Source organism: Pseudonocardia cypriaca, from assembly GCF_006717045.1.
In the GTDB taxonomy this organism is placed as follows: Bacteria; Actinomycetota; Actinomycetes; order Mycobacteriales; family Pseudonocardiaceae; genus Pseudonocardia; species Pseudonocardia cypriaca.
Map to the genome: position 1 here is coordinate 676,738 of NZ_VFPH01000001.1, position 17,481 is coordinate 694,218.

Annotated in this window: 15 protein-coding genes; 8 read left to right on the forward strand and 7 right to left on the reverse strand. The window is 73.7% G+C overall.

The window, feature by feature from the left end; all coding sequences use genetic code 11:
* Window positions 1-5 precede the first annotated feature (5 nt).
* Window positions 6-248 carry a hypothetical protein gene (locus FB388_RS03230; RefSeq protein ID WP_142096681.1) on the reverse strand — a complete coding sequence of 81 codons (243 nt, stop codon included), beginning with the start codon at window positions 246-248 and terminating at the stop codon, window positions 6-8.
* Between the two features lie 110 nt (window positions 249-358).
* On the opposite strand from FB388_RS03230, the gene FB388_RS03235 reads away from it, so the two are divergent.
* Window positions 359-3,229 carry a helix-turn-helix transcriptional regulator gene (locus tag FB388_RS03235; protein WP_142096683.1) on the forward strand — a complete coding sequence of 957 codons (2,871 nt, stop codon included), beginning with the start codon at window positions 359-361 and terminating at the stop codon, window positions 3,227-3,229.
* 92 nt (window positions 3,230-3,321) lie between these two features.
* Complete coding sequence (locus FB388_RS03240; RefSeq protein ID WP_211361740.1) at window positions 3,322-3,870, forward strand: DUF6653 family protein; 549 nt, start codon at window positions 3,322-3,324, stop codon at window positions 3,868-3,870.
* Between the two features lie 18 nt (window positions 3,871-3,888).
* Here the strand turns inward: FB388_RS03240 and FB388_RS03245 are convergent, their stop codons facing one another.
* The gene (locus tag FB388_RS03245) at window positions 3,889-4,611 is read right to left on the reverse strand and encodes an alpha/beta hydrolase (protein ID WP_142096686.1); all 723 of its coding nucleotides are present in this window, start codon (window positions 4,609-4,611) and stop codon (window positions 3,889-3,891) included.
* A 109-nt stretch (window positions 4,612-4,720) separates the two neighbouring features.
* Here FB388_RS03245 and FB388_RS03250 point away from each other — a divergent pair, with 109 nt between their 5' ends.
* Complete coding sequence (locus tag FB388_RS03250) at window positions 4,721-5,122, forward strand: winged helix-turn-helix transcriptional regulator (RefSeq protein ID WP_246121544.1); 402 nt, start codon at window positions 4,721-4,723, stop codon at window positions 5,120-5,122.
* Here the strand turns inward: FB388_RS03250 and FB388_RS03255 are convergent.
* From FB388_RS03255 to FB388_RS03270, 4 genes are all read right to left on the reverse strand, one after another.
* Window positions 5,098-5,757 (reverse strand): response regulator, encoded by a 660-nt coding sequence (locus FB388_RS03255; protein WP_142096691.1) that lies wholly within the window; start codon window positions 5,755-5,757, stop codon window positions 5,098-5,100. The genes FB388_RS03250 and FB388_RS03255 overlap by 25 nt on opposite strands.
* The gene (locus FB388_RS03260) at window positions 5,754-6,908 is read right to left on the reverse strand and encodes a sensor histidine kinase (RefSeq protein ID WP_142096694.1); all 1,155 of its coding nucleotides are present in this window, start codon (window positions 6,906-6,908) and stop codon (window positions 5,754-5,756) included. Before FB388_RS03260 ends, FB388_RS03255 begins: the two co-directional genes overlap by 4 nt.
* The gene (locus FB388_RS03265; RefSeq protein ID WP_142096697.1) at window positions 6,905-7,735 is read right to left on the reverse strand and encodes a CPBP family intramembrane glutamic endopeptidase; all 831 of its coding nucleotides are present in this window, start codon (window positions 7,733-7,735) and stop codon (window positions 6,905-6,907) included. The genes FB388_RS03260 and FB388_RS03265 overlap by 4 nt, the downstream gene beginning before the upstream one ends.
* Before the next feature lie 179 nt (window positions 7,736-7,914).
* Complete coding sequence (locus FB388_RS03270; RefSeq protein ID WP_142096699.1) at window positions 7,915-9,462, reverse strand: MFS transporter; 1,548 nt, start codon at window positions 9,460-9,462, stop codon at window positions 7,915-7,917.
* Window positions 9,463-9,587: 125 nt separating this feature from the next.
* On the opposite strand from FB388_RS03270, the gene FB388_RS03275 reads away from it, so the two are divergent.
* From FB388_RS03275 to FB388_RS03295, 5 genes are all read left to right on the forward strand, one after another.
* Window positions 9,588-12,707, forward strand: coding sequence for an AfsR/SARP family transcriptional regulator (locus tag FB388_RS03275; protein ID WP_142096702.1), 3,120 nt, complete (start codon window positions 9,588-9,590; stop codon window positions 12,705-12,707).
* 183 nt (window positions 12,708-12,890) lie between these two features.
* On the forward strand, window positions 12,891-13,631 hold the full coding sequence (locus FB388_RS03280; protein ID WP_246121546.1) for an SGNH/GDSL hydrolase family protein: 741 nt from the start codon (window positions 12,891-12,893) through the stop codon (window positions 13,629-13,631).
* 42 nt (window positions 13,632-13,673) lie between these two features.
* Window positions 13,674-14,348: a response regulator transcription factor gene (locus FB388_RS03285; protein WP_142096704.1), complete on the forward strand. Its 675-nt coding sequence runs from the start codon at window positions 13,674-13,676 to the stop codon at window positions 14,346-14,348.
* Complete coding sequence (locus tag FB388_RS03290; RefSeq protein ID WP_142096707.1) at window positions 14,345-15,724, forward strand: sensor histidine kinase; 1,380 nt, start codon at window positions 14,345-14,347, stop codon at window positions 15,722-15,724. Before FB388_RS03285 ends, FB388_RS03290 begins: the two co-directional genes overlap by 4 nt.
* The gene (locus FB388_RS03295; RefSeq protein WP_142096710.1) at window positions 15,721-16,206 is read left to right on the forward strand and encodes a hypothetical protein; all 486 of its coding nucleotides are present in this window, start codon (window positions 15,721-15,723) and stop codon (window positions 16,204-16,206) included. The genes FB388_RS03290 and FB388_RS03295 overlap by 4 nt, the downstream gene beginning before the upstream one ends.
* Here the strand turns inward: FB388_RS03295 and FB388_RS03300 are convergent.
* Window positions 16,190-17,392, reverse strand: a complete 1,203-nt coding sequence (locus FB388_RS03300; RefSeq protein ID WP_142096712.1) for an acyltransferase family protein — start codon at window positions 17,390-17,392, stop codon at window positions 16,190-16,192. The genes FB388_RS03295 and FB388_RS03300 overlap by 17 nt on opposite strands.
* Between the last annotated feature and the right edge of the window lie 89 nt (window positions 17,393-17,481).

Here is a 17,481-nt window from a genome sequence, read left to right on the forward strand (position 1 = left end):
GCCGGTCACGGGATGCGCCACATGCCCACCCGCGTCGCGGTCGACCGGGTGGCGACGTAGACCGGCAGCAGGGTTAGCGCTGCGTCCGCGTCGTCCGCCTCCACGGACCACCAGATGTCGTGCCCGCCGCACGGGCACGACGAGAGCGTCGACTTCCGGCGCAGTGGGCTGTCGAAGCCGTGGAAGGAGGCGAACACCGCGCCGCAGTCGTCCGCGGTGTGGCGGTGGTGGATCAGGAACTGCGGCACGCCACGAGCCTGGCCGGATGCGTCGGCGATGACATCAGGGGTGCACCCCGAGCCGGACCCTGGTCCTGCGGACGTCGGGGGGCCATGCTGCGTCCGGAAGGGATCCGGACATGAGGCCCGTGCTCGTCGGACGACCAGCCGAGATCGCGGCGCTGGACGCGCTGCTGCTCGCGGTCGCGCGGGGCCGGGGGACCGCCGTCGCGGTTCTCGGCGAGGCGGGGATCGGGAAGAGCCGGCTGCTGGCGGAGCTGGGCGACCGGGCCGACGCGCAAGGGATGCTCGTGCTGTCCGGAGGTGCCTCCGAGTTCGAACAGGACCTGCCGTTCTGGCCGTTCGTCGATGCCCTCGACGAGTACGTGCGCACCCTCCCACCGGCCCGCCTCACGACGCTCGACCACGATGCGCGTTCCGAGCTGGCGCAGGTGCTGCCGTCGTGGCCGGCCGCCGAAGAGGTGCCGTCCGGCGCAGACCGGCGGTACGGGACCCACCGGTCGGTGCGCAGGCTGCTGGAGGTGCTCGGCGGCGGACCGCCGCTGGTCCTGCTCCTCGACGACCTGCACTGGGCCGACTCGGCTTCGGTGGAGCTGCTGTGCGCGCTGCTGCGCCGCCCACCTGCCGGTGCCGTGCTGCTCGCCGCGGCGCTGCGCCCGCGGCAGGCGCCTGCCCGGCTCGCGGGGGCGCTGCACCGTGCCGCGGACACCGGCCTGCTCACCCGGATCGACCTGGCCGGGCTGACGGTCGAGGACGCGCGGCGGCTGCTCGGCCCCGACGTCGACGAGGGCCTCGTCCGGTCGTTGTACGCCGAGAGCGGCGGCAACCCCTTTTACCTGCGACAGCTCGCGCAGTTCCGGCCGCAGGACGGGGTCACCGCCGCGGGAACGCCGCTCGACGTCGGGGTTCCGGCCGCCGTCGCTGCCGCCATCGGCGAGGAGCTGGCCACCCTCCACGGCGCCACCCGGCGCGCGTTGGAGGCAGCGGCGGTCGCAGGCGATCCCTTCCTGCTGGAGGTCGCCGCCGCCGCGGCCGCGCTGCCCGACACCGCGATGGCCGACGCCCTCGACGAGCTGCAGCGCCGCGATCTCATCCGCCCGACCGAAACCCCTCGACGGTTCCGGTTCCGGCATCCGCTGGTCCGCCGCGCGGTCTACGGATCCGCGCCGGCCGGCTGGCGGCTCGGCGCCCACGACCGCTGCGCGCAGGCGCTGGCCGAGCGCGGCGTGCCGGTCGCCGGACGCGCCCACCACATCATCCAGGCGGCCCGCCCGGGCGACCTGGCGGCGGTCGGGCTGCTGCGCGACGCCGGGACAGCGGTCGTCGGGCGCGCGCCCGGCCAGGCGGCACGCTGGTTCTCCGCGGCGATCGACCTGTTGCCCGAGACCGCGACCGCCGACGCACTCGGCCTGTGGACGGCGCTGGCCGGCGCCTGCGGTGCCACCGGCCGGCTCGACCACGCCCGCGCCGCCCTGCTCCGGGCGATCGACCTGGTTCCCGAGAGGTCGGACTCGACCCGCGTGCGGCTCGTCGCGGAGTGCGCCGGGATCGAGCAGACCCTCGGTCATCACGACGACGCACACCGCAGGCTGGTCACCGCGCTGGACGCGCTACCCGACCTCGACGGCGCCGACGCCGTCGCGCTGATGGCGGCGATCGGCCAGGACCGGCTCTACCGCAGGGAGTACACCGCGGCCATCGACTGGTCGCAGCGGGCGCGCGCTGCCGCGCGGCAGCCGCTGCCGGTGGTCGAGTCCGCGACCGGCCTCGCGCTCGCAGCCGCGCTCGGCGGCGCCACCACCGAGGCCGGATCGGCGTGCTCCGAGGCCGCGGCCGTCGTGGACGGCATGCCCGACGAGGAGATCGCGGGAACGGCGGATCCGATGATCGCCCGCCTCGCAGGCGCCGAGCTCCTCGTCGACCGCCACGCCGACGCGGCCCGGCACGCCGAGCGCGCACTGGTCGCCTCCCGCACGCTCGGGTCCCGCCACCACTTCCCGGTGCTGTTCTGGACCGCGACGGTCCGTACCGCGCTCGGTCGGCTCGCGGCGGCCACCTCGCTGCTCGACGAGGCGGTCGAGGCGGCGCGGTCGTCGGGCAACCCCGCGATGCTCGGCTGGATGCTGTTGGCCCGGTCGGCCGCAGCGGACGCAGGCGGCGAGACCGACATCGCGCTCGCCACCGCCCACGAGAGTGCCGCCCTGCTGTGCGGCCCGAACCGCACCCTGTCCGCCACCTGGTCGGCGTTCACCCTCGCCAACGCTGCGGCGCCCACCGACCCGGCCGCGGCGGAGCGGGCGCTCGTCTCCTCCTGCGGCCCGGACCTGGGTGCACTTCCGCAACCGTTCCGGCCGGCCGCGTTCGCGCTACTCGCGCGATGCCGTGTCGCGACCGACCGTCCCGCCGCCGACGCCGTCGAAGCGGCCCGCCGCTGCGCCGAGGAGTCCGGTCTGGTGTCGGCACGGGCAGCCGCCGACGCCGCCGACGCGGCCCTCGTCCTGCACCTAGGGCAGCCGCGCCGGGCCGCGGAGCTCGCGCTCGCTGCTGCGGACGCCGCCGGTTCCGTCGGAGCGGTCGTCCAGGCCGCGTCGGCGCGGGAACTCGCCGGTCGCGCGCTGGCCGCCGCGGGCACCGAGCAGGCGATCGCGGAGCTGCGTCGCGCGGCAGGCGAGTTCGAGCAGTGCGGGGCGCCGCGCCGTGCTGCCGCCGTCGAACGCCGGCTGCGCGCACTCGGCGATCGCGGCCGCCACCGCCGGTCCCGGCCCGGGACGGGAACGGCCGGCATGACCTCCTTGACCGGCCGTGAGCTGGAGGTCGCCCGGCTGATCGTGGACCGGCGGACCAACGCCGAGATCGGCGCCGAGCTGTTCCTCAGCGGCAAGACCGTGGAGACCCACGTCCACAACGTCTTCCGCAAGCTCGACGTCGGGTCCCGGGTCGAGGTCGCCCGTGCCGTCGAGCGGTACGAGCGCGAGCGACCCGCGCCCTGAGGTCCGGTCGGCCGATCCCCGCTCAGGGTGTGGCCCCGATGTGCTCGGACCGCATCGGCGGTATTCGTTTGCTGGCGCTGAGGAGGTAGGGGATGGCGACGATCGAGGACCGCATGGCGAAGGCGTTCGGGCTCGAGGGCGACGCCTGGGAGCGCCACGCGCACCCGTGGAGCGTGTACAGCCGGATCCCGATCCCGGCGCTGCTGACCGCCGCGATCTGGACCCGCAGGTGGATCGGGTGGCGATCGCTGGTGCCGGTCGCCGGGGTGTGCGTCTGGACCGTGATCAACCCGAGGGTGTTCCCGCGCCCGCGCACGTTCGACGCGTGGGCCTCGAAGGCGGTGCTCGGCGAGCGGGTGTGGGCGAACCGGAAGGAGGTGCCGGTGCCCGAGCGGCACCGCGTGGCACCGCACGTCCTGATCGGGGTCAACGCGCTCGGGGTGCCGTTCGTCGCGCGGGGGCTGGTGGTGCTCGACCCGTGGCTCGTCCTGTTCGGCCTGGCCGTGCACATGTCCGGCAAGACGTGGTTCATGGACCGGATGGCGATGCTGTACGACGACGTCACCGCCGGTTCCCCCGCCACCGATCCCACGCGCACCGCAGCGCCGCCCGCACCCGGGCTCCCGGCCCGCGCGGGCTGACGTTGCTGGGCATCCGGGTCATGCGCTCCCGAGCAGGAGCCGGGCGAGCTCGGCGGGCTGCGTGATCATGCAGTCGTGCCCGCTGCTCAGCTCGTGGATCCGAACCGGCTCACCGTCGGGCCGCGACGCGGGGACCGGCCGGCGGGTGAACCCCTCGGGTTCGTTGCCGACGCAGAGGATGTAGGTGCGCGGGATCGACTCCTGCGCCGGGTCGTCCATCTCGGCGGGCTGTTCGAAGCAGAGGACCGACTCGTCGCCGAGGGTGGTCTCGAGCCATGCGACGTCGTCGGGGTCGGTGACGCCGAACAGGCCGAGCGGCGCGGGCAGCTTCGGCGGCGGGATGCGCCACGGTTCGTCGCCGGCAGCAGCCCCGTCGATCATCATCTTGGTGACGGGCATGACGTCGATGGCGTTCTCGCCGTGCATCGGCACCATCGCATCGACGTACACGAGGCCCGCGAGGCGTTCCGGTACGCGGTTCGCCACGGTCGAGATCACCATCCCGGCGTAGCTGTGCCCGACGAGTACGACGTCGCGCAGGTCCTCATCGAGGATGAGACCGACGACGTCGTCGACGTGGGTGGTCAGCCCGACCTCGGGGCCGAGCAGGTGCGCCCTGTCCCCGTGCCCGGTCAGTGACGGCGCGAAGACGCGGTGCCCCCGTGCCGTGAGCAGCGGAGCGACGCGGTTCCACACCTGCCCGTCGTGCCACGCGCCGTGAACGAGGACGTAGGTGGCCATGGATGTTCCTTCCGGATCTGGGGCTCGCCGTCGGCGGGCGAGGCGTGCCGGTGGCACGCTCAGCACGACGCTAGGGATCCGATGGGTACCGAGAGGTAACTTTCGGCTCGTGAGCCTCCGCCCCGGAACCGTCTTCCTCACCGACTGCCCTGCCCGGTTGGCCATCGAGATCATCGCGACCAAGTGGACCGTGGTCACGATCTTCGCCCTGAGCGAGGGGCCGTTGCGCCACGGCGAGCTCGTCGAGCTGATCGGCGGCGTCTCACGCAAGGTGCTGACGCAGACCCTCCGCAGGCTCCAGGACAGCGGCCTCGTCGAGCGGCGCGTCTACGCCGAGGCGCCACCGCGGGTCGAGTACAGCCTGACCGAACTCGGTCGCTCCCTCGAGGAGCCCATCGCGATGCTGACCGACTGGGCGAGGACGAACGGCGAAGCGGTCGTCAGCTTCCAGGAACACCGGACCGACGGCGAAGCGGTGATCCCGAGTCAGGCGACGAGCCCGCGGCGGTAGGCGTAGACGACCGCCTGCACCCTGTCCCGCAGGTCGAGCTTGGTGAGGATGCGCGAGACGTAGGTCTTGACCGTCTCCTGGCTGATCACGAGCGTCGCGGCGATCTCGCTGTTGGAGCGGCCGTCCGCGATGAGGCGCAGCACCTCCAGCTCGCGCGGGGTGAGCGGCACGTCGTCCGGCCCGCTGTCCTGGGGCCGGATCCGCGCGGCGTAGCGGCCGACGAGCTGCCGGGTCACCTCGGGGGCCAGCAGCGCGGCGCCCGAGGCGACGGTGCGGATGCCCTGCAGCAGCTGCGCCGGTGGGGCGTCCTTCAGCAGGAAGCCGCTCGCCCCGGCACGAAGCGCCTCGTACACGTACTCGTCCAGGTTGAACGTCGTCACCACGAGCACCTTCACCGGACTCGCCACGCCTGCGCCGGCGAGCAGGCGGGTCGCCTCGATCCCGTCGAGGACCGGCATCCGCACGTCCATCACCACGACGTCGGGGTGCAGCCGGCCTGCGAGCTCGACCGCGGCGCGGCCGTCGCCGCACTCGCCGACCACCTCGAGATCGGGCTGCGCGCCGATGATGGTCGCGAACCCGGTGCGGATCAGCGCCTGGTCGTCGCAGACCAGGACGCGCACCGGTGCGGTCACGAAGTGCTCTGCACGGGGATGCGCGCCCGCACCACGAACCCGCCGCCGTCGCGGTGGCCCGCGCTGAACTCGCCGCCGAGCACCCGAACCCGTTCGCGGAGTCCGGCGAGGCCGCGTCCGCTCCCGCCCGGCGACGCGACCGCCGATCCCGTGCCGTCGGTCCCGATCTCGACCGCGATCTCCCCCTCGCCGTGCCGCACGTCCACGGTGGTGCTGCTGCCGTGGGCGTGCTTGAGGGCGTTGGTCAGCGACTCCTGCACCACCCGGTAGACGATCATCTCGGCGCTGCCGATACCCGCGGGAGGGCGCCCCTCCTCGGTGAACTCGACGGGCTGACCGGCCCGGCGGGTCTGCTCCACGAGGTCGTGCAGCTCGCCGACGGTCGGCGTGCGCCCCGGCGGGCCTTCGTCGGGGTCGAGCAGGTCGAGCAGGTGCCGCAGGTCGGAGATGGCCTCTCGGCCGGTCTCGGTGACGACCGTCAGGGTCTGGTCGAGGCGGTCGGGCTGGGCGGTGAGGTAGCGCGCCGCCTCGGCCTGCACCACCATCGCGGTCACGTGGTGGGTCACGACGTCGTGCAGCTCGCGGGCGATGCGGGTGCGCTCGGCGGTGCGGGCCGCCTCGGCGACGTGGACGCGGCGCTCCGCCTCGGCGGCCCGCAACTGCCGCAGCCACGTCCCGGCGCCCCATGCGATGGCCATCGCCAGGTAGAAGGTGACGTAGCCGGCGACGGTCTCGGGTGCGCCGCGCAGGGTCAGCGCGATCGCCATCAGCACGTACGCGGCGGAGACCAGGACCGCGGTGGTGCGCCGGCCGTGCTCCAGGTGCGCTGCCGTGCTCAGCAGCGCGACGGGCAGCGCGGTGCCGGCGACCGTGTGGTAGCCGAGGACCTGGTCGACCGCGAAGCCGAGGAACACGAGCGCGAGGCAGAGGGCGGGCAGGCGGCGGCGCAGGAGCAGCGGGAGGCACTCGAGGGCGACCACCGCGAGGCTCAGGGCGTCCATCGGGCGGGTGGCGACGTCGCCGATCTGCGTGCCATTGCTGTTGACCGCCGGCACGAGCGTCGCGGCGGCGAGCAGCAGCGCGAGCGGCGCGTCCCGGACGGGGACGGGCAGCTGTTGCCACCGCTGCGCGAGACGCGCGGTGTCGGTCACGGCGCGAGCGTAGTGCGCGGAGCGGTGCGGGCCTCGCGGCGAGACACGATGCGGCCGCGGCGGTGGGCCAGCCACAGGAACACGACGGTGAGGACGGAGGCGAACAGGACGGCGTAGACGCTGCCTTCGGGTCCGAACTCGCCACCGGTGAGTGCCGTGGGCCCGCTCATGACGGCGTGCAGCAGGCCGTCGGGGGTGTCGTTGCCCGACACCTCGGTGCTGAAGATGGCGCCTGCCGCGCAGTTCCAGCCGAAGTGCAGGCCGATGGGGAACCACAGCGTGCGGGTGGCGGCGTACGCGGCGGCGAGCATCGCGCCGGCCTCGATCGCGATGGCGAGCGCGCCCCAGAGGGTGGCGTGCGGGTTGAACAGGTGGGACAGGCCGAAGAGTGCAGCGGTGAGGACGAGCGCGGTCCAGGTGCCCGTCCACTGCTCGATGATGCGGAACAGGATGCCGCGGAAGATCAGCTCCTCGGTGACGGCGGCTGCGGCCATGAACCCGACCAGCGCGACGGCGCCGGCCGGGGATCCCCAGCCGAGCACCCGGTAGCCGTCGAGGAAGGCGATGTTGAGGATGACCGAGGCGAACAGACCGACGCCGATCAGAGTGCCGAGGGCGAGTGTGGGAACAGCGCCGGTGCGGGACAGCTCGTCGATCGGGCGGTGCTCGGTGCGGCGCACGACCCACCTGTAGCCCAGCAGTGCGGCTGCGGCGGTGACGAGGCCGATGATCAGGGTGAGTGGCGGGTTCGACGCCACGGCGTTGACGAGGGTGCTACCGACGACGGCGATGGCCGCGACGACGGCGAGCTGGATGACCAGTCGCATGGGGGTCCTTGTCCGAGGGCCGCGACCGGGGCGCGCGGCGTGGTGAGGACCGTATGGCTCCGCGGGCCGCATGATCGTCACCGTGGAGGGGGCACTTCGGGGTAGCTCGCACGGGGGACGACCCGCTGAAAGCGTCGTGCCGGGGACGGGAGCTCCCGTCCCCGGCACGAGGTGGATGATCAGGCGCTCACGGTGGCCGCGCCATCGGGCTCGTCCGCCGGTACGGAGGCCGGCGGCACGTGCCGCAGCAGGGTGACCGCGAGCACGGCCGCGCCCGCGACCAGCACCGCCGCCACCACCCCGGCGACGTTGAGCCCGCTGGTGAACGCCTCCCGCGCCGTCGCCACCAACGACTGCGCCGCGTCGCCGGACATCGTCGAAGCCTCGTTCAGCGCGCCCGACAGCGAGTCCGCGGCCTGGGCGGGCAGGCCGGACGGTACCGTGGCGTGGTAGACGGCTGTGCCGATGCTGCCCATCACCGCGATGCCGAGCGAGACGCCCAGGTCGATGGACGTGGAGCTGACCGCCGACGCGGCGCCCTGCTTCTCCGGCGGCGTCGCCGACATCACCAAGTTGGTGGTCAACGCCATCGTCGGCGCGATGCCCGGGTAGAGCAGGTAGAACCCGGTGATCAGCAGCGGCAGCCCGGCCACGCTGTCGACCTGGGTCAGCACGAGGTACCCGGCCATCGAGAACAGCGCACCGACCGCCACCACGTACGCCGGCCGCACCTTGCGCGCCACGATCGGCGACACCGTCGACACCACCACCAGCATCAGCGCCGCCGGCAGGATCCACAGTCCCGCCGCCAGCGGCGACAGCCCGGCCACCTGCTGGAGGTACTGCGTGAACAGCAGGTAGATGCCGCCGAGCGCGATGGCCGACAGCAGCCACACGCCCAACGCACCGCTGAACGAGCGGTTCTCGAACAGCCGCACGTCGAGCAGCGGGGTCTCCAGGCCGAGCTGCCGCCGGACGAACACGACCCCGAACGCGATGCCGAACAGCGCCGTCACCACCGCGGTCACGGTCAGCCCCGACTTGGCGTATTCCTTGACCCCGTAGACGAACGGCAGCAGCGCGGCCATGGACAGCAGCACGCTCAGCACGTCGGGCATCCGCTGCCCGGCGGCGTCCGGCGCCTTGTACTCCGGCACCAGCAGCGGCGCGAGGATCACGACCAGCGCCATCACCGGCACGCCGATCAGCAGCGCAGCGCCCCACCAGAACGCCTCCAGCAGCAGCCCGCCGAGCAGCGGGCCGAGCGCGACGCCGACCGACACCGAAGCGGCCCACATCCCGACCGCCGTCGCCCGCTGCCGCGGGTCCTCGAACATGTTCGGGACCAGCGACAACGTCGACGGCATCACCGCCGCCGCGCCGACACCCATCAACGCGCGCGCCGCGATCAGCACCCCGATGCTCGGTGCGAACGCGGCCACCACCGAGCCGACGCCGAACACGACCGCGCCGAGCAGCAGCACCCGCCGTCGGCCCACCCGGTCGCCGATGGTGCCCATGGCCACCAGGAGCCCGGCCATCGCGAACCCGTACACGTCGTTGACCCACAGCAGCTGGTCACTGCTCGGCCGCAGGTCGGCCGCGATGTGCGGAGTGGCCAGGAACAGCACGGTCTGGGCGACGAACAGCAGCGCGGTCGGCAGCAGCAGCACCGTGAGGCCGAGCCATTCCCTGGTCCCGGCCCGGTGACCGACTTCGACAGACATCGTGATTCTTTCCCTCGCTCGAACCGCTCGGGCGGTTGGTCCGCCCGTTCTCCAGCCACGCTGGTCGGTGCGGCTCCAGGAATCGTTCGGACCGGCTTCGGGTCGCATTCGGGTACGGTCCGATCGTGCGATTCGGGGTGCTCGGCCCGCTCGCGGTGTGGGCGGCCGACGGCCGCCCGGTCCGTGTTCCCGAGCTGAAGGTCAGGTCGCTGCTCGCCCAGCTCGCGGTCGACGCGGGCCGCGTGGTGCCCGCCGACCGGCTGATCGACCGCCTGTGGGGCGACCGGCTGCCCGCGAACCCCGCGGCCGCGCTGCAGACCAGGGTGTCCCAGCTCCGCGCCGCGTTGGACGACGCAGAGCCCGGCGCGCGGCAGCTCGTCGTCTCCCGCCCGCCCGGCTACCTGCTCGACGTCGCACCGGACGCGGTGGACGCCGGACGATTCGAAGCGCTGCTCGCCGAAGCCGCCACGACCGGTGACCCGCGGGCGCGGGTCGCGGTGCTGGACGACGCGCTGGCGTTGTGGCGGGGTCCGGTGCTGGCCGACTTCGTCGACGAGGCTTTCGCCCGGGAGGTCACGGCCCGGCTGGACGAGCTGCGCCTCACCGCGTGGGAGCAGCGGGCCGAGGCACGCCTGGAGTTCGGCGATCCGGGCGTGCTGGCCGACGAGCTCGGCGACCTGGTGGCCCGCCACCCGCTGCGCGAGCGCCTCCGGGCCGCCCACCTGCGTGCCCTGTACCGGGCCGGGCGGCAGGGCGAGGCGCTGGCGGGCTACCGCGACGTGCGGGCCAGGCTGAGCGCAGAGCTAGGCGTCGAACCGGGCCCGCGCCTGGCCGCGCTGCACCGCGCGATCCTGGAGCAGGACCCGTCGCTCGGCGGCGCGGTGGAGCCGCCGACGAACCTGCCGCACCTGCTCGGCGACCTGGTCGGCCGGGAGGCCGACCTCGGCGAGGTGCGGTCGCTGCTCGCGGCGGACCGGCTGGTCACCCTCACCGGCCCGGGCGGCGTCGGCAAGACCCGCCTGGCGCTGGCCGTGGCCCGGGAGCTGGTCACCGGGTCCCCGGACGGCACGTGGCTGGTCGAGCTGGCCGCGCTGCCGGCGGGCGCGTCGCCGGACGAGGTGGCCGCGCTGGTGGCGGCGAGCGTGGGCATCCGCGACTGCGTCGTGACGGGCCTGGTGGGCACGCTCGCCGAGGCGCTGCGCGCCAAGCGGATGCTGCTCCTGCTCGACAACTGCGAGCACGTCGCACCGGCCGCGGCGGAGTTGGCCGCGCGGCTGCTGCACGCCGTGCCGGGGCTGCGGGTACTGGCCACGAGCCAACGCCCGCTGGCCGTGGCCGGTGAGCTGCTGTGGACCGTGCCGCCGTTGGCCGAGGCCAGCGCCGTCGAGCTGTTCGCGGCCCGAGCGGCGGCGAGCGCGCCCGGCTTCGCCCTCGACGCGGACAACGCCGACGCCGTCGCGGCGATCTGCCGCAGGCTGGACGGCATCCCGCTGGCCCTTGAGCTCGCCGCCACCAGGGTCCGCGCCTGGGGTGTGCACGAGGTACTGGCGCGGCTGGACGACCGGTTCCGCGCGCTGACCGCCGGCCCCAGCGATACGCCCGCCCGGCAGCGGACCCTGCGGGCGGTGCTCGACTGGAGCTGGGAGCTGCTGACCGAGGCCGAGCAGACCGTGCTGCGCCGGCTGTCCGTGCACGTGGACGGGTGGACGTTGAGCGCGGCGGAGGCCGTGTCCGGTGGCGACGGCCTCGACGTTCCGGACCTGCTGGCCCGCCTGGTCGACCGCTCGCTGGTCACCACCACCACCGCCGCCGACCCGCCCCGGTACCGGCTCCTGGAGTCGGTCGCCGAGTACGCCGCGGCGAAGCTGCGCGATGCGGGTGAGGTCGCCGAGGTCGAGCGGCGGCACCGGGACCACTACGCGCGGCTCGCCGCCACCGCCGACCCGCACCTGCGCGGACCCCGGCAGCGGCAGTGGCTGCGCGTGCTCGACGCCGAGGCCGCCAACCTGCGCGCCGCGGTCGACCACGCGGCCCGCGACGGCGAGGCGTTGCCGCTGGTCGACTCGTTGGCCTGGTACTGGGTGCTGCGCGGTCGGCTCGGCGAGGGGCGGCGGGCGCTGACCGCGGCGCTGGCCGGCGGCGGTCCCGACGGCGTGGCGGGCACGGTCCGCGTGTGGCAGACCGCGTTCGACCTGCGCATGGGCGTCGGCCCCGCGCTGGTGCCGCCGCTCGAGGCCCGGCCGACCGGCCCGGAGGCCGCGGCCCGGCGGGCGCGGGCCGAGTGGTTCCTCGGGCTCACCGGCCTTGGCATGGGCGAGCTGAGCGTCGGCCACGACCTCGTCGCCGGGGCATTGGCGGTGTTCGAGGAGCAGGGCGACCGGTGGGGCACGGCCGCCGCCCACGGCACGCTCGCGCGGTACGCGTTGGCACGCGGCGACCTGCACGCGATGGCCCGGCACGGCGAGCGCGGCATGGCCCTGTTCACCGAGGTGGGCGACCGGTGGGGGCAGCTGCACGCGACGTTCGGTCTCGGCACCCACGCCGAGGTCGTCGGCGACTACGACCGCGCGGCCGAGCTGCACCGCGACGGCCTGCGGATCGCCGAGGAGCTGGGCCTGAGCACCGAGGTGTCGGACAAGCTGTCCGCGCTGGGCCGGATCGCGTTGCTGACCGGCGACTTCGAGCAGGCCGACGAGCTGCACCAGAGCGCCCGCGTCCAGGCCGTCGCGCAGGGCTACACGATCGGCGAGGAGTTCGCCGAGCTGGGCTCGGCGCTCAGCGCGCGGCGGCAGGGACGGTTCGACGAGGCCGAGGCGTGGTTGCGCAAGTGGCTGGTCTACGACCGGCGACTGGAGTCGGACATGGCGATCGCCCTCATCCTCGCCGAGCTGGGCTTCATCGCCGAACAACGCGGTGACGCCGACGCCGCATGCGCCCTGCACCTGGAAGGGCTGGCGGCGGCGCGCAAGGCGGCCGACCCGCGTGCGGTGGCGCTGGCGCTGGAAGGCCTCGCCGGCGTGGAGGCGCTCTGCGGCGACCACGAGCGGGCGGCGCGGCTGCTCGGGGCCGCCGCCGCGCTGCGTGCCCAGGTCGGGGCGCCGTTGCCGGCCGGTGAACGGGGCGACGTCGACCGGATCACCGCGACCTGCCGTGCGGCGGTGGGGGAGGCCGCGTTCGCTTCGGCGTTCGACCACGGCCGGGTGCACGGCGAGCCCGAAGCGGGCGTGCTCGTGGCCGGGCGATGAGACGACTCCCGGGGACTCGCGCGCGCCGGCGGTCTCCTCCGGCCGGACCACGACCGGGGTGACGACGTCCCGGCGGCGCAGGATCCGGTTCCGGGCTGTCGGGGCCACGTGCGACAGGACAGCGACACACCGCGGACGATCCGTGGACCCGGCGGCGGCAGCGTCGGGGTGGTGAACAACCGCATGAAGCTTCTGACCGTCGTGTGTGCGTTGCTGTCGGCGCTGGTCGTCGGTGCTTGTTCGCGGGCCGAGTCCGCCGCGAGCGTGCCGGCGGCCGACGCTCCCAAGCTGCTGTGGATGGGCGACTCGGTGGCGGACGGGTTGGCGGGACCGTTGGCAGACGCTGCGGCGACGAGCGGGCTGCAGATGCAGTCCATCGCGTCGACCGGCGGTGGCAACGTGTCCGGGATCGCGGAGCTGACGACGTCCACGTGGGAGCAGCTCACCGCGCGGTTGGCGTCCTTCTCCCCGGACGTGGTGGCCTATCAGGTGTCCACCTACGACTGGGGCACCGAGGACGAGCAGCGTGCCGCGTACGAGAGACTGCTGAAGACGGTGACCGACGCCGGGGCGACGCTGGTTTTCGTGACGATGCCCCCCATCAGGGTCGATGACTTCTACGCCGATCACATGGAGGAGCTCGAGCGCACCTCCAGGCTGGTCGCGGAGGTCGCCGCCGGTTCCGGTGGCAAGGCCGTGGCGTGGGACAGCGCGGAGGTGTGGGGGGCGAGCTACCAGCTGGACCGGGACGGCAAGCGCGACCGCAGTCCCGACGGTGTCCACACCTGCCCGCAAGGTGCTGCCCGGTTCACCGCCTGGCTACTGGATCACCTCGCGGCGCACTACGCGGGGTTCACGCCGGCGGCGCCGGCGTCCTGGGCCAATGCGGGCTGGGCGGCCGGCCCCGCCTTCCAGGGCTGCTGACACCGGGCCCGGAAGCCGCCCCGTGCGTCACATACTTGGCAGGTGGCCGTGATCCTGCTCATCGAGGACGACCCGCAGGTGTGCCGAGCTCTGCAGCTGGCGTTGGCCCGGTACGAGCACACGGTGAGCACGGCGGGTACCGGCGAGGACGGGATGCGTGAGTTCCGTTCGGCCACACCGGATCTCGTCGTGCTCGACGTGATGCTGCCCGGCATGGACGGGTTCGAGGTGTGCCGGCGCATCCGCGCGCAGGGCGCGGTCCCGATCATCATGCTGACTGCGCGCGGAGACGACTTCGACGTCGTGGCGGGGCTGGCCGCCGGTGCCGACGACTACGTGGTCAAACCCGTGCAACCCGCCGTGTTGGACGCCCGGATCAGAGCGGTGATGCGCCGGGGCTCGGTGCGTTCCGACGAGGTGCGCACGCACGGCGACCTGACGATCGACGCCGTCGGCGCCATGGTGTCCAAACGTGGACAGCCGGTGGCGTTGACCCCGATCGAGCTGCGCACCCTGCTGACGCTGTCGGGATCGCCCGGGCGGGTGTTCACCCGTCAACAGCTCCTGGAACAGGTGTGGGAGCACGACTACCTCGGTGACTCCCGGCTGGTCGACAACTGCGTGCAGCGACTTCGAGCCAAGATCGAGGATGTGCCTGCCGAGCCGGAGTACGTGCAGACCGTGCGCGGCTTCGGCTACCGGTTCGGCCCGGTATGAGGCGGCTGCCCCAACCGCGGGGACTGCGGGTCCGGCTGGTACTGGCCTTCGTGTTGGTGGCCGTGCTCGGCGCCACCGCGGCAGCGTGGGCCGCAGCCGCGTCGGCCGGTGCCGCCATCGTCGTCGAGGCGGAGCGGCGGACCATCGAGAACCTGGTGCACCAGATCGGCATGACCACCGCCGATCTGAGCTATCCGCCGACCCAGGACACCCTCGACGCACTGCGCACCTCGATGGGCGAGGACATCCAGGTGACCTACCAGGGGCTGCGTTCCGGCAACCTGCCGCTGATCACCGATGAGCTGCGCGCCGCCGCCCACGATCGGCTGGTTCACCAGCGGGTGGTCGGGCCCGACGGGCCGAAGCTGCTGATCGGCACCCCGATCGTCATCACCGGTCTCGACCTGCGCCGCGCTCCCTCCGGTATCGAGGTGTACGCGGTGCGGGACCTCTCGGCCTTCGAGCGGCAGGTGGACGGCCTCTTCGCGACCGCGGCCCTGACCAGCGCCGTCGCGCTGCCCGTCGCCGTGCTGCTGGCGCTCGTGGCGGCGAGCGGGGTGCTGCGACCGGTCAGCCGGGTGCGGGACACCGCGCGTGCGCTGACCGCGGGCGACATGTCCGCCCGGATACCCACCCGGGGCGGGGACGAGCTGGCCGAACTGAGCGAGACGATCAACCGCATGGCCGATGCCCTGCAGGAGTCGATGGCCGAGCAACGGCGGTTCGTCGCCGACGTCTCCCACGAGCTGCGCACTCCGCTGAGCGCGTTGACCGCGGTGGTCGAGGTGCTCGCCGCCTCCGTCGACGACCGCCTGCCGACGGCGAGGGAGTCGGCGGAGCTCGCGGTGGCCGAGACCCAGCGGCTGGTCGCGCTCGTGGAGGACCTGATGGAGGTGTCGCGGTTCGACGCCGGCACGGCGCACCTGCGGGTCGAGCCGGTGGAGGTGACGCACGCGATCCGCGACTGCCTGCGCGCACGCGGCTGGCTGGAGCAGGTGCAGGTGGACATGCCCGAGCAGGCGCCTGCGTTGCTCGACCGGCGTCGGCTGGACGTGGTACTGGCGAACCTCGTCGGCAATGCGCTGCGCCACGGCGACCCGCCGGTCCAGGTGCGGCTGCGCGCCGACGACGACCTGGTGGAGATCGAGGTCACCGACCACGGTCCGGGGCTGTCACCGGAGGTGCTGGCGCACGCGTTCGACCGCTTCTACAAGGCGGACGCGGCACGACCCCGCTCCCCGGGCAGCGGGCTCGGACTGGCGATCTCGCTGGCCAACGCACGGCTGCACGGTGGGGACCTGCTGGCCGGCAACGCCGAGGGGGGCGGAGCGAGGTTCGTGCTCCGGCTACCCGGCAACCACGGGGAGCAGGCATGAGGTGGATCGTGCCGGCCGCGTTGGCGCTGCTGCTGATCGCCGGCTGCGGGGCGCCTCCGTCCGAGATCACCGACGGGATGCCTGCGCCCACCGGCGTGGCGCCCGGCGCGACCTTGTTCTTCGTCGACGCCCAGCAGCGGCTGCAGCCCCAGCAGCGCGCGACGGGCAGGCTGGGCACCGTCACCGACGCGTTGTCGTTGCTGCTCACCGGTCCCGGCCCCGACGCCGCCCTGCACACGGAGATCCGGGCCTCCGGGGAGACCCGCGTGGTCGCGGACACCACGGCCGATCTGATCACGGTCCGCCTCCCGCTGACCCGGCGCGACGTGACGTCGCTCGGCATCGACCAGATCGTCTGCACCGCGCTGGGTGTGCACGTGCAGGGCGGTGGGTCGCCCTCGGCCACCGTGCAGCTGAGCTTCACGCTGCCCGGTGACGACGCCAACCCGCCGCGGAGCTGTCCGCTCATCCCGACCGGCTGACGCTCAGGACCGTCACGTCCACCTGTGCGACGGGAGGCCGGGGCACCGCGACCCAGAGCGCGACGAGCGCGACCATGGCGACGGCGAAGGCCGCGAATCCGGTACGGCCCCGCGCCCAGTGGACCTCGAACCGGATCGGGTCCTCCACCAGCACCTTCGACAGCACGGCGAGCACGATCGAGAACGTGCACACGACCGCCGTGTGCGCCCACCCCTGCACATCGAGACGCTCCTCGGGCAGCAGCAGGAAGACCGGCCAGTGCCACAGGTAGAGGCTGTAGGACACCGATCCGAGCCCACGCAACGGCGCCCGGCCCAGCATCCGGGTCACCGGTGAACCGGGCGCCTGCGCGCAGATCGAGATCAGCACGGCAGCGAGCAGCGAGTGTGCGAGCAACCCGCCCCGGAACAGCCAGTGCGCGCCCTCCCCGTCCGCCGACGCCCAGAGCACCGCGAGCGCGCCGAGCAGCACCACCTGCGCCGCCACGACGTGCCGGCCCACGATCCGCGACACCGCCGAACGGACCGGAGCGGTGGCCGGCAACGCCCCCGACAGCAACGAGAACGCCCTCGTGTCGGTCCCCGTGTAGACGCGGGTGGGATCGCCGGCGGTGAACAGGACGACCATCAAGGCCAGCGAGGACGCGGAGACGAGCAGGGCCACCAGCGCCACCCACGGCTCCACCCGCCGCGCGGTCGCCGCGATCAGGAGCACCACCACCGGCCACACCAGGTAGAACTGCTCCTCCACGGCGATGCTCCACAGGTGGCCGAAGACCCGGCCGGGCCCGTACCTGTCCCAGTAGCCGGCCGACTCGGCCAGCAGATGCCAGTTCGCCAGGTTCGCCTGCACCCACGGGCCGTCCGACAGAGCGCTGCTCCACAGATCCTCGGCCCCCAGCGCCCACACCAGCAGCGTGGTCACCGCCAGCATCACCGCCAGCGCGGGCAGCAGCCGCCTGACCCGCCGCCCCCAGAACGCGACCAACGACACGGTCCCGGTGGCCCGGACCTCCCGGAGCAGCAGCCCGGTGATCAGATAGCCGGACAGCGCGAAGAACAGGTCGACGCCGAGAAAACCGCCGCCAAGGTGGCCGGCGTGGAACAACAGCACACCGGCCACCGCGATCCCGCGCAGCCCGTCCAACCCCGCCAGCCGCTGCGGTGGCTGTTCCGCATCACCCATCGCCACGAGCCTGCGGGGCACGGGTCGTCGCACGGTCCCCGTCGCGTAGCAGGAATGTCGCAACGGTTGGCCGCGGGCGCTCGCGGCCT